The following is an 11,903-nucleotide window of genomic DNA, read 5'->3' as shown; positions in this document are numbered from 1 at the left end:
CTGGTCACCAGGCGACACGTGGCTCAGATGGCGAGCCGTGCAGCCTGGCCCTCTTCGTCGAAGGCCGGACCACCGATGTCGGCGTCCCGCCCGTCGGCCACCCCCTGCCAGTAGCCGGTGCCCTTGAACGTCGTCGGACGGGTCTTGTTCAGCTTCGGGTACTGGGCGGCGAGCCGCGCCTCGACTACCGTCGTCCGGTCGGCGAGGACCAGCGCCACACTGCGGCCGCCCGGTCCCTCTCCTTCCGCCTCGGTTCGCTGCTCGGCGGCGGCCCTCGCAACCTGCTGGGCGGCACCGATCCGCGCGGTCACCTCGCGGATGAAGCCGAGCATCCAGGAACGCTTGTAGGCTCGGGCGTCCTCGCCTTCGGGTCGATGCTGGCGGTCCGCACGGTCCGCTCCCTCCAGCATCTGCAGGCGCAGGCTCGCGAACAGCACCTCGGTGGCCTGGATGTCAGTCTCGAAACCGAAGAGATGGACGCGGTGACGGTTGGCCTTGCCGCCGGGGTACACCGATCGGCAGCGCATCTCGTAGCCGATCCTGGCGAGCAGCCGCCGCCCCTCCTTGACGTAGGGCGGGTACAGGTCGACGATCCGGTCCACGGGCCGCTCTGGCTCGGTCACGTCGTCGAGCATCGCCTGCTCGATGCCGTACTTGGCCATGAGCTCGGTGGCCTTGGCCAGGTAGACGCGGGCCTCTTCCTCGGTGGCCCCCGCGTTCTCCGCCTTCCGCAGCAGCGATCTGACCTTGCCGAGCAATGCCTCGGGCAGTCCGTCGCGCGCGGCCCGGGGGCCGGGCCCGGACATGCCCGAGTCGGACGAGGTGCGGTCGTCGGCGCGCGTCCGGGCGTCCGCCTCGTCGCTCTCGTCCGTGCCGTCGTCCTCCCGGGCGATCAGGTCCGCCAGGTCCTCCGGGTCCGGGACCAGTTCCGACAGCACCTTGAGGGCCCAGAGCCGCCAGACGGCGGTGTCGTCACGACGGACCTGTGCTCGCACCGAGCGAAGCCGCTGAAAAGTACCGTCGGCACGCCGTACGAGGAACTCCAGCCGTGCGTGGCCGAGTTGGGCGACCGCCAGCAGCGCGCACAGGTCGAAGGCGCTGTCCGGGACGTAGTCGATCTCGATGCCGGGTTCGGGGTACCACTCCTCGTGCTCGTCCGCCGGGCCCTCGAATCCGAACAGGTCGGTCAGCAGGCTCTGGGTCGCCGCGCCGGTCCTGACCCGCACGACGGACGTCGACGGCTTCCCGGAGTAGGCCAGCGCGGCCGCCCGCTCCTCCGGAGAGGTGACGACGCGGTACCAGACGGGGACCGTGCCGAGCATGCCGTGCCAGGTGGTGTCACCCCGGTCATGGCGATCTCGCGCCTGCTGCTCGACGTCCGCTCCGAGCCGCTCGTCCCACCAGGCATCCTCGCCGGGTTGTTCCTGCGCGTCTAGGAACGCGTCCAGGTAGTCGGCGGCGGAGCGCCGCGCCCCGTGCTTGCTGTCGCCGAGCAGGGCCCGCTCGCACGCGGAGAGGGCGTCGACGACCGGCTGGAGTACGAGCGACATGTATCGCTTGACCGCTTCGGACAGCTCTGCGAGGAACGCCCGTGTGGCCTCCGATCCCCCGGCCTGATGTCTGCGCCGCCACGCTTCGAGCTGTTCTACGCAGGCCTGTTGCTCGGCCAGCCACACCAGGTGCCCAGCGCCCTGGAGGTGTTCCTCCCGCAGCAGCACCGCGTCCTGGACCGCGGCGGCGGTACCGGGTGCGTCCAGTACGGCCCGTGTCAGAATCCGCAGCGGCTCCGGTTCGCCGGCGAAGAACTCGGCGGGCGTGACGAGTTGCCTGCCATGTCGGCGCGGCATTGACTCCGGACGGTCGATCTCACCGTCCCACGGGATTTCCGCCGACCAACGCGCCCGCCACCCCGCGAAGTCGGCGGCCGGGTCGCCGGTTCCCGGCTGGTCCCGCCTCCACCGCCACAGCAGCATCTCCTCCCAGCCCTCGGCGTTCCAGGACCACAGGGCCGGCTCATCGCTCGCCGCCAGCCGGGACCGGAGTTCTCGTACCGCTCCCTCCAGATCGTGGAGGTGTCCCCCGGCAATCAGCCGCTCCAGCCAGCGGACGGTCTCCGCCACGGACTGGGCCCGTGCCTCATCCGCGGCCACTCGCGCGACCGTCACCGACGCGACCAGTGTCCGGTCACCCAGATCGGTGGGAAGCAGCTCGAAGAGCCGGGGTCCGGCGGTCTCCAGGACGGCTGCGAGATCCCCGGCCCTGATCTCCAGCCAGTCCGCTCGCCTCTGTCGGAACTCCTGTTCCGACAACCCGTCCCCGCCGCTCATCACTGTCATGTGATCCCCTCCCCGATGCGAAAGGACATCCTAGAAAGCCGGGCCACGGCGAAGGCGGCCGGGCTGTCGGTGGGGGCCACTACGCTGAGGCAAGATCGGGCTGGTGCGTGCTGAGGGGGATGTCCATGGCCGATGAGTTTCCCGAGTTTCGGCTGAGGCTGCCGAACGGCAAGATGGTGGCCCGGGGACGGCTCCTGCCGGAGAAGGGCGCCAAGGGAAGCCGGATGTTCGTCGTCGCGGCGGGGTCCCCGGTCCGGGCCAACACCGTGCCCTCGTTCGCCGCGAGGAAACCACCGTCGTACTACACGCGGCAGCGGTTGATCGACACAGGTGTGATCCGCAGGTCCGACCGTTGGCGGGGATATCTGGAGACGGTGTCGGACATCGAGTGCACCTCGCCCTCTGCCGCCGCCGAGATACTCATGGGCTGCAGTGCCAACGGGTGGGGGGTGTGGAAATCCGCCGACGGCCGTGCGCTCATCGACCACTTCGGGCCGTCCGCGGCCGTTCCCAACCGCCCGTGGTTGGTGCGCGGTTCGAACGTCTCGCGTCTCGACCTGGTCCGGCGTCAGTGGCTCCCGGAGGGACTCGTCACCCTCGCGGCCTCCCGTCTGCGCCAGGGCGTCCGGCAGGGTGTCGGCAAGGACGAGCTGCGCACGCTGGTCCAGGAGGACTACGATTCCACCGCCACGTACAGCCAGCGGCAACAACTCGTCGAGGACCTGCACGCCTTCCTGTCCCGGATGAAGCCGGGCGACACCGTGTGCACCATCTCCGGCGGGCACCTGTACGTCGGTGAGATCACCGGCGAGGCCGAGCAGACGCAGTCGGAGGACCGGCGCACCAACCTGCGCCGGCCGGTGGAGTGGAAGCCAGCCGGGCACCCGTACGACGAACTTCCCGAGGAGCTCCAGCAGAAGCTGTCCATCCAGCACGACGTCGTCGACCTCACCTCGGTCCAGGCCCACATCGAAGGCCTCGGCCTGACCTACGAGGAGCTGGTCGAGGAGGCGGAGGCCATAGAGCGGGACCCCAGCACAGAGTTCCCGGCGCTCACCGCCCGCCGCGAGCTGGAGCTGCCCGAGCCGACCGATGAGCTGGCCGGTGAACTCCTCGTGCACGACACCGAGTGGTTGCGTGAGGTGTGTGATCTGCTGTGGGACGACCGCCAGCTGGTGCTGTACGGGCCGCCGGGCACCGGCAAGACGTACCTGGCGCTGAAGCTCGCCGAGTTCCTCGGCGGCGGCCCCGAGCAGGTCAAGCTGGTCCAGTTCCACCCTTCCTACGCCTACGAGGACTTCTTCGAGGGCTTCCGGCCTCAGGAGGACCCGCAGACCAGGGAGGTCGCCTTCCGGCTGACCGCCGGCCCGCTGCGTGAGCTGGCCGATCTGGCCTCCCGCGAGGGCAACCGGCACATCCCGCACTTCCTGATCATCGACGAGATCAACCGGGCCAACCTGGCGAAGGTCTTCGGCGAGCTGTACTTCCTCCTGGAGTATCGCAACAAGTCGGTGCGGCTCACCTACTCCGGCGACGATTTCGCGCTGCCGCCGAACCTCTTCGTCATCGGCACGATGAACACCGCCGACCGGTCCATCGCCCTCGTGGACGCGGCGATGCGCCGCCGCTTCGCCTTCGTCGAGCTGTCGCCACGTACGGAACCGACGCGCGGCCTGCTGCGCCGCTGGCTGGCCAAGGAGGGCAAGGACGCGGAGCCCGCCGACCTGCTCGACGCACTCAACACCCGAATCGACGAAGCCGATTTCCGCATCGGGCCCTCGTACCTGATGAAGAAGGGCGTCTACCGGGAGGGCGGACTGGAGCGGACCTGGCGGACGAAGATCCTGCCCCTGCTGGAGGAACATCACTACGGGGAGGGCATGGACATCGAGAAGCGGTACGGGCTGGCCGCGCTGCGGGAGTCCTTGGGATGACGTCCGCAGTGGACGCCGTGCGGCCCATCGAACTGGTCGAGCACGCGCCGGCGACCCGTCACTCCCTGCCGGATGCCGTCGGCCGTGCCCTCGCCGCCTCCGACGTCGTGGACGCGGCCCCCGACCCGTACACGCCCGGGTTCTGGTCGCTGCGGGCCGGCAGCAAGGTCGGGGCCGTGGCCGTCACGTCACCGGACGGCGGCCCTCCGGTCACCGTACGCGTCACGCCCAAGGTGCCCATCGCACGGCTCTTCTTCCTGCTCGGCTACAGCCTCGATCCGAGCAGGAGTTGGCGGGACGAGGAGGTCGAGGTCGCCGAGCACCGCGATCTGCTGCCCGCGCTCGCCCACGCCGTGGAGCGGCAGGTGGACCGGGCCCTGCGACAAGGCCTGTTGCAGGGTTATCGGGCGACCGAGGAATCCGCGCTCGTCGTCCGCGGCCGGATCAGAGAGGCCGAACAGATCCGGCGGCGCTTCGGTGCGATGCTGCCCGTCGAGGTGGCGTACGACGAGTTCACCACCGACATCGCGGAGAACCGCATCCTGCGTGCGGGCGTCGAGCGTCTCCTCCGGCTGCCCGGCGTGCCACGCGACGTACGCCGCAGGCTCCTGCACCAGCGGGCCCGGCTGGCCGACGTGACCGCGATCGTCCGCGGGCAGCCGCTCCCCGACTGGCTGCCCACCCGTCTCAACGCCCGGTACCGGCACGCCCTGCACCTCGCCCGCGCGGTCCTGGACGGACTCTCCGCCGAGCACACGCCCGGCGGGCTGCGCATCGACGGCTTCCTCTTCGACATGAACAAGCTCTTCGAGGACTTCGTGACGGTCGCCCTGCGGCAGGCCTTCCGCACCACGGGAGCGGGTCACACCGCCCGCCTCCAGGACTCCCACCACCTCGACGAGGCCGCCGCGATCCGCATGAAGCCGGACCTCGTGCTGTACGAGCCGGCCGGCGAGACCCCGTGTGCGGTCGTCGACGCCAAGTACAAGGCGGAGAAACGGGGCGGCTACCCGGACGCCGACCTGTACCAGATGCTGGCGTACTGCACGGCGCTCGGCCTGCGCGAGGGCCATCTGGTGTACGCGAAGGGGAACGCCCCACACACCGCGCACGTGGTGCGCCACGCGGGCACCGTCATCCATCAGCACGCCCTCGACCTGGACCAGGAGCCCACCGGACTGCTCACGGCCGTCGAGGGCCTGGCCCGGCGGTTGGTGAACACCCCGCGCGTATGATCGACTGCGGCGTGTCCGTCCAGGGTGGGGAGTTCACCTCGTGCCGCAGCTCGCGTTCGCCAACAGTTTCTGGGAGAGCTACGACTCCCTGGAGAAGCCCGTCAAGGCCGGCGTGCGCAAGGCGATGCAGAAGTTCCAGCTGCTCTCCGTGCCCGAACTGCACGCGGACAAGGGGCTCCACCTCGAGTCCGTGCAGAACGCGCAGGACACCCGCATGCGGACCATCCGCATCAACGACTTCTGGCGCGGTGTCGTCCTCGCCCCGGACGACGGCAGTGATGTGTTCCTGCTTGTCAACGTCGTACGGCACGACGACGCGTACACCTGGGCGGCCAAGCGGCTGTACACGACGAACTCCGCGACGCGCGCACTCGAAGTCCGCAACGTTGTCGCCCTCGAGCAGCTGACTCCGGCGCTGGAGAAGGCGGCTGCCGCCGCCGACTCCCTGCTCTTCGCGAAGTACTCGGACACCGTGCTGCGCCAGCTGGGCATCGACGACCAGGTGTTGCGGGCGGTGCGGACCATCGTCGACAAGGCGCAGCTCAAGGCGTTCGAAACACTGCTGCCGGAGGACCAGTGCGAGGTGCTCCAGTACCTGGCCGAGGGATTCGGCCCCGACGAGGTGTACCGGGACGTGGTCGCCGTCCGCCGTCCGGTCGACGCGGGCCCCGACCCGGACGAGAGCCTTGCCGTCGCCATCGCCAACACCACGAGCCGCATCACCCTGGTCAGCGGTCCCGAAGAGCTGGCGGACGTCCTGGAGAAGCCGTTCACGGCCTGGCGGGTGTTCCTGCACCCTTCGCAGCGCCGCGTCGCCTACCGGGTGTCGTACGGCGGTCCGGTCCAGACCACGGGCGGCCCCGGCACGGGCAAGACGGTCGCGGCCCTGCACCGCGTCAAGCATCTCCTCACCCGCGCGCCCGACACGCGGGTACTGCTGACCACCTACACCAACGCGCTGGCCGGCTCACTGCGCGAGAACCTGTCGCTGCTCCTGGGCGGTGACGACGCACTGCTCGGCCGCGTCGACGTGACGACGGTCAACGCCTACGCGCACGGCGTCGTGACCCGCCTCGACGGCAGGTCCCCCTCCCCCGTCAACGACCGGGAGGAACGGCAGCTGTGGCAGCGTGTCGTCAAGCAGCTGGGCCTGCCGTGGACGGAGCAGTTCCTGGCTCAGGAGTACCGGCACGTCATACTCGCCCAGGACCTGCGCACCGCCGACGCCTACCGCAGCACGCTGCGGCGCGGGCGCGGCAGCGCGCTGCCGTCGGCGCGACGCGACCAGCTGTGGTCGGCCGTCGAGCTGTTCGAGTCGATGCTGCGTTCACAGAAGGCCACCACGCATCTGAAGGTGTGCGCACGCGCGGCTGACCTCCTGGCCGGGTCGGCGCCCACGCACGACCACGTCGTGGTCGACGAGGCGCAGGATCTGCACCCCGCACAGTGGCGAGTCCTGCGCGGCGCGGTGGCGCCCGGCAGCGACGACCTGTTCATCACGGGGGACCCGCATCAGCGCATCTACGACTCGAAGGTGTCGCTCGGCTCCCTGGGCATCTCGGTGACCGGCCGCACCCACCGCCTGCGCATCAATTACCGGTCGACGGAGGAGATCCTGATCTGGTCGACCGGCATCCTCAGCCCGGTGTCGGTCGACGACCTGGGCGGCGAGGGCTACGACAACCTGACCGGCTACCGCTCACTGCTGCACGGCCGGCAGCCGCATGTCGCCGGGTACGGCTCCGAGCAGGCGGAGGTGGCAGCTCTCGTCGAACGCGTCGCGGACTGGATCGCCCAGGGCATCCGGCCGTCGGAGATAGGCGTCTGCGCCCGCTTCAACGTGCTGCTCGACAAGGCGTACGACAAGCTGGGCGCGGCCGGGATCCCGGTGGTCCGGGTCAGGGACAACCCGGGGCCCGGCACGGACGGGGTGCGGCTTGCCACCATGCATGCCATGAAGGGGCTGGAGTTCCGCTGCGTCGCCGTCCTGGGAGTGACGGCGAGCGCGGTGCCGTTCGCCCGCGAGGTGACACCGGCCTCCGTGGACGCCCTGCAGCGTGAGTCGGATCTGCTGCGGGAGCGGTGTCTGCTGTTCGTGGCGTGCACGCGTGCTCGGGAGGCGTTGGCGGTGACGTGGAGTGGTTCGGCCAGTTCGTTCGTGCCGTAACCGCATCGGCGTGAAGGGACCGGCGATGTGACGCTCCCCGTCAGTTCTCCGGGGCGAGCGCGCCGTTGCCGAGACCGTCCCTTGCCAGGGTTGCCGCGTCCCGGCTCAGCTCGGCGACCCTCCGCGCTCGCTCCTCGAACTCCTGAAGCGCCCGGAACGCCGCCCCGTACCGCCGCTGCTCGGTGATGTCCATCTGTGGGATGCGGGCGCCCTTGCCGTCGAGGCGGAAGGTGCCGCTGGTACTCGTGGAGCGCCGGGTGTTGGCCACACTGCGCAGGAAGCCCTGGAGGTAGTCGGTGTCGAGCTGGTCGCTGACCGAAACCGGTTCCGGATCACCGTACTCCACGAGCCCTGCGCGCGCGAGGTCGGCGACGCTGACGGTAGGCCCGTCAAGAGAGCTGGGGCCGGCGCCTTCGGCCAACGCCGGCAGCAACTCCGCCAGTAGCCTCACCTGCTCCGTCAACTGCCGTCGCAGAGCCTCATACTCAGCCGCGTAGTCGCGATGGGAGTCCTCGACAAAACGGCCGGGCGTGAGGTCCACAGCGTCGTCGAGCAGGTCGATCAGGGGAACTTCCGCCATCTGCTCGGGGTCCGGTTCCAGTGAACCGTCCGGGTCGCCGGCCGTCAGATCGACCATACGGACAGTGGTGACGGCATCCCCCGGGGTCCGCGGGCGACGCAGCTGCCAGAGATGGACGGGAAGCGCATGCGACGCCGCCGTGCCGGACGGCAGGGCGGTGATCTGAGTGAGGACGCCCCGGCGTACGAGCTCGGCGCGGATACGGCGGCCCGCCTTGCGATAGGCGACCGAAGCGGGCAGGACCATGAGAACGCGACCGCCTGGGGCGGTGTGCGCATAGGCGTGCTGCAGCCAGGCGAGTTCGCCTTCGGCACGGGACGGGGTGCCGAACTCCCAGCGGGAGTCGAGCAGCAGATCCTCACGCCCCCAGTCGGATTCTGCGACCGGGGGATCACAGACGACGAGGTCGGCCTCGAGGTTCGTCCACTGGTCGTCGCGCAGGGAGTCCCCCCTGACGATGCCGACACCGGTGTGCCCCGTGAGGTCGGCCCTCAGCTGCGCGAACACGGCGCTTCGGGCGTCGGACTCCTGCCCGCAGCGCCTCGGGCCTCGCTGAGGACCGATGGCGAGCAGGAGAGAGCCGATACCGCAGGCCGGGTCGAAGAGGGTCGCGTCAGGTGCCACCGCACCGGCGAAGTGGCGTACTGCACGGACGACCCTCGAGGAGGTGACCTGGTCCGATCCAGCACGGCGAACGGAGTCGGTGAAGCGCTCCGCGAGGATGCTCACCGCCTCTGCCGCACCATCGCTCTCGGCCAGATTTCGCACGAGCCGCACAATGTCCGCCGGAAGTTCCCCGGGCGCCTCCCTCTCGGCGAGGAGTCCGGCGACGTGAGCGAGGCCGCCGAGCATGTCGTCTCCGTAAACCCCGCGCAGCGCCTGCCACAGCTGCACTTCCACGGACACTTCCTGCCCCTTGCGTTGCTTGGCCAGCCAGGCCCGCACCTCCGCCAGGTCGAACAACGGACTGTTGGCGCCCCCGCCGCTCGGCGTGGGGAAGTCCTCATAACGCCGCCGCCAGTTCGAGACGGCGGCGCGGGTGACGCCCGCCAGCCTGGCGATCTCAGATCCGGTGACCAGCGGACCGGCCTGCGGGGCGGGGGTGTCCGTCATACGGGCAACCGTACACAGGGTCTATGTTGCTATCAACGCTAATTTTGTTGACGTCGTCAACAATAGATGCGTCATACACGTTGTGTATCGCTGTTGTCGCATGCCCGTGCGGAGCCCTGCTGCCGTGCCCACACAGCGCCACCGGCACCTCCGCCACGGGTCCGGTCCACCAGCTCACGTACGCCAGCGCGAACCGGTTGGGGTCCGGCGCTACCCCCAGATGGCGGGCGCCGTAGAGCCCGAAGGCGGTGACCGCCAGGTGGTGGGCCTACAGGTAAACAAGTTGTCATCACCGTGCTTGTCCAGCGCTGCTCGCCCGGATCGACGCGCACGCGGCGGGCATCGGGGCGCTCGCCGACGGGCTGCCCGACACGCAGGGCGCCAATCAGGACCCTGACCTGCAAAGAAACCCAAATGCTAGATCCTGGACTTGTATGTCCGGCTCAGCCCCCCAGATGTCACGCGAGCCACGGCGACTCCTTGTGACGCGTCTGCGGGTTGGCGTCCGTCTCGCCCACGGCCGCCTCCGAACCCGTCGTGCCGGGCGCGGCCGAGTGCCCCAGGTGCCGGTGCACGAAGTGGATGGCCATCGCGCCCTCGCCGGCCGCCGAAGCCACCCGTTTCACCGAGCCGCTGCGCACGTCCCCTACCGCGAACACCCCGGGCAGGCTGGTCTCCAGGGTCATGCACGAGCGCCCGAGGCCGTGCCACATCTCGGGCTGGGCGCAGGCTTCCCGCGCCTCGGGCCCGGTGAGGACGAAGCCGCGGGCGTCCAGGGCGACGCTGCCGGCCAGCCACTGGGTGTGGGGTTCCGCGCCGGTGAAGACGAACAAAGCCCGTGCCGCCAGCCGGCGGTGTTCGCCCGTCCGGTTGTCGACCACGTCGAGCTCCTCCAGCACCTCCTCGCCGATGACCTCGCTGACCTCCGTGTGCAGCATGACCTCCACCCGGGGGTGCCGCTCGACCTGGTCGACCAGGTAGCGGGACATGTTGGCGTCCAGGCTGGGCCCCCGGACCAGCAGGTACACCTTCGGCGCGTACGAGGCGAGGAACAGCACCGCCTGGCCGGCCGAGTTGCCCCCGCCGACGACGGCCACCGGGTCGGCACCGCACTGCTGGGCCTCGTAGACGGTCGCCGAGTAGTGGACGCTCGTTCCCTCCAGGCGTTCGATGCCGGGCACCTTGAGCCGGCGGTAACGGGCTCCCGTGGCCAGGACGACGGCGCGGGCGGTGATCTCGCTGCCGTCGGCGAACGTCACCACGAAGTGGTCCTCGTCCTTGCGGTGGAGACCGGTCGCCTCCATCGGAATGCTGAATCTGGCACCGAACTTGTCGGCCTGGAGCACGGCGCGTTCGGTGAGTTCGGCGCCGGAGATGCCGGCGGGGAAGCCGAGCAGGTTCTCGATGCGCGACGACGTGCCGGCCTGGCCCCCGGTGGCCATCGCCTCCACCACGGTCGTGCTGAGGCCCTCGGAGGCGGCGTACACCGCGGCGGCGAGGCCGCCGGGTCCGGAGCCGACGATCAGGACGTCGCCGTGACGGCTTCCGTCAGGCAGTGTCGGCAGGCCGATGAGCCGGGCCAGTTCCGCGTTGCTGGGGTTGCGCAGCAGGGTGGTGTCCCGCCAGATGACGATCGGTGTCTCCTCCGGGCCGACTCCGAAGCGCCGCAGCAGTTCCTCGGCCTCCTCATCGGTCTCCAGGTCGATCCAGCGGTGCGGCAGACGGTTGCGGATGGCGAACTCGCGCAGCCGTCTGGTGTCGGGTGAGTAGCGCGACCCGATGATGCGGAAACCCGCGCCCTGCCCGACGAGCAGCGCACGACGGCCCAGACAGGCGCGCAGCACGACGTCCGCGAGGGCGGAGTCCTGGGACACCAGGTGGCGCAACTGGTCCAGGGAGACGACCAGGACCTCGCCCGGCTCCCTGACGACAGCGGTGTAGAAGGCCACCTGGTCGTGCAGCAGCCCGAGTTCGCCGATGAAGCGACCGGGGCCGTGCACACGCAGCAGGTGTTCCTCGGGCGTGCCGTAGTCCTCGACGACGGCGACGCTGCCCTCGAGGACGACGAGGAACGTCTCGCAGCGCTCGCCCTCCCGGATCAGCACGTCGTTCGCCGATGTGCTCCGGCGCTGTCCGTGTTCCGCCAGACGGGCTATCTGGTCCTGCGTGAGGCGCGGGTACGCGCCGTAGATGTCCGGGCTCTCCCAGAAGGCGGCCTCGTCCGTGTCCTGCGGTGCCGGTTCCCCGCCCGGCTGCGGCTGGTCGGCGGACATCAGGCGAACGCCTCGTGGACGAAGCACCAGCGCCAGTCCTCGCCGGGCTCGAACGACTGCACGATGGGGTGGGCGTCGGCAGCGGCGTGCCCGCGCGCGTGCTTGTTCGGCGAAGAGTCACAGCATCCGACGTGCCCGCAGGTCAGGCAGAGCCTCAGGTGGACCCACGGGGAGCCGGTCAGGAGACACTCCTGACACCCCTGCGGGGTCAGTGGCTGGACCGGCCGGACAAGCGCGAGGTGGGGGTCTGCGTGCACGGTCATAC

8 protein-coding genes are annotated in these 11,903 nt (G+C 70.0%); 3 read left to right on the top strand and 5 right to left on the bottom strand.

The genetic code is table 11. The annotated features are described in order from the left end of the window. Window positions 1-23: 23 nt before the first annotated feature. Complete coding sequence (locus tag E5082_RS22010) at window positions 24-2,336, bottom strand: DUF2786 domain-containing protein (protein WP_135792969.1); 2,313 nt, start codon at window positions 2,334-2,336, stop codon at window positions 24-26. A gap of 125 nt (window positions 2,337-2,461) precedes the next feature. Between E5082_RS22010 and E5082_RS22005 the strand changes: the two genes are divergently transcribed. The 3 genes from E5082_RS22005 to E5082_RS21995 are packed head-to-tail and all read left to right on the top strand — an operon-like array spanning window position 2,462 to window position 7,672. Continuing rightward, window positions 2,462-4,270 (top strand): DUF4357 domain-containing protein, encoded by a 1,809-nt coding sequence (locus tag E5082_RS22005; RefSeq protein WP_135792968.1) that lies wholly within the window; start codon window positions 2,462-2,464, stop codon window positions 4,268-4,270. Then, the gene (locus tag E5082_RS22000; RefSeq protein ID WP_135792967.1) at window positions 4,267-5,505 is read left to right on the top strand and encodes an McrC family protein; all 1,239 of its coding nucleotides are present in this window, start codon (window positions 4,267-4,269) and stop codon (window positions 5,503-5,505) included. The genes E5082_RS22005 and E5082_RS22000 overlap by 4 nt, the downstream gene beginning before the upstream one ends. A 40-nt stretch (window positions 5,506-5,545) precedes the next feature. Further along, on the top strand, window positions 5,546-7,672 hold the full coding sequence (locus E5082_RS21995; RefSeq protein WP_135792966.1) for a UvrD-helicase domain-containing protein: 2,127 nt from the start codon (window positions 5,546-5,548) through the stop codon (window positions 7,670-7,672). A 40-nt stretch (window positions 7,673-7,712) separates the two neighbouring features. Here the strand turns inward: E5082_RS21995 and E5082_RS21990 are convergent, their stop codons facing one another. From E5082_RS21990 to E5082_RS21975, 4 genes are all read right to left on the bottom strand, one after another. Continuing rightward, window positions 7,713-9,365, bottom strand: coding sequence for an N-6 DNA methylase (locus E5082_RS21990; RefSeq protein WP_135792965.1), 1,653 nt, complete (start codon window positions 9,363-9,365; stop codon window positions 7,713-7,715). Next, entirely contained in the window at window positions 9,316-9,624 is a 309-nt protein-coding gene (locus E5082_RS21985) for a DUF2397 family protein (RefSeq protein ID WP_135793217.1), read from the bottom strand. The genes E5082_RS21990 and E5082_RS21985 overlap by 50 nt, the downstream gene beginning before the upstream one ends. A gap of 199 nt (window positions 9,625-9,823) precedes the next feature. Continuing rightward, the gene (locus E5082_RS21980; protein WP_135792964.1) at window positions 9,824-11,638 is read right to left on the bottom strand and encodes an FAD-dependent oxidoreductase; all 1,815 of its coding nucleotides are present in this window, start codon (window positions 11,636-11,638) and stop codon (window positions 9,824-9,826) included. After that, a complete protein-coding gene (locus tag E5082_RS21975; RefSeq protein WP_135792963.1) occupies window positions 11,638-11,901 on the bottom strand; it encodes a UBP-type zinc finger domain-containing protein in 264 nt (87 codons plus the stop codon). The genes E5082_RS21980 and E5082_RS21975 overlap by 1 nt, the downstream gene beginning before the upstream one ends. Window positions 11,902-11,903 lie beyond the last annotated feature (2 nt).

This window comes from Streptomyces griseoluteus (assembly GCF_004784465.1).
Lineage (GTDB): Bacteria > Actinomycetota > Actinomycetes > Streptomycetales > Streptomycetaceae > Streptomyces > Streptomyces griseoluteus.
This window is presented reverse-complemented; position numbering and strand designations above follow the sequence as displayed.

Bases quoted from the DNA above. Each gene is read 5' to 3' on its own strand.
- E5082_RS22005 (WP_135792968.1), top strand. From the start codon at position 2,462: ATGGCCGATGAGTTTCCCGAGTTTCGGCTGAGGCTGCCGAACGGCAAG.
- E5082_RS22000 (WP_135792967.1), top strand. From the start codon at position 4,267: ATGACGTCCGCAGTGGACGCCGTGCGGCCCATCGAACTGGTCGAGCAC.
- E5082_RS21990 (WP_135792965.1), bottom strand. From the start codon at position 9,365: ATGACGGACACCCCCGCCCCGCAGGCCGGTCCGCTGGTCACCGGATCT.
- E5082_RS21980 (WP_135792964.1), bottom strand. From the start codon at position 11,638: ATGTCCGCCGACCAGCCGCAGCCGGGCGGGGAACCGGCACCGCAGGAC.
- E5082_RS22010 (WP_135792969.1), bottom strand. From the start codon at position 2,336: ATGACAGTGATGAGCGGCGGGGACGGGTTGTCGGAACAGGAGTTCCGA.
- E5082_RS21975 (WP_135792963.1), bottom strand. From the start codon at position 11,901: ATGACCGTGCACGCAGACCCCCACCTCGCGCTTGTCCGGCCGGTCCAG.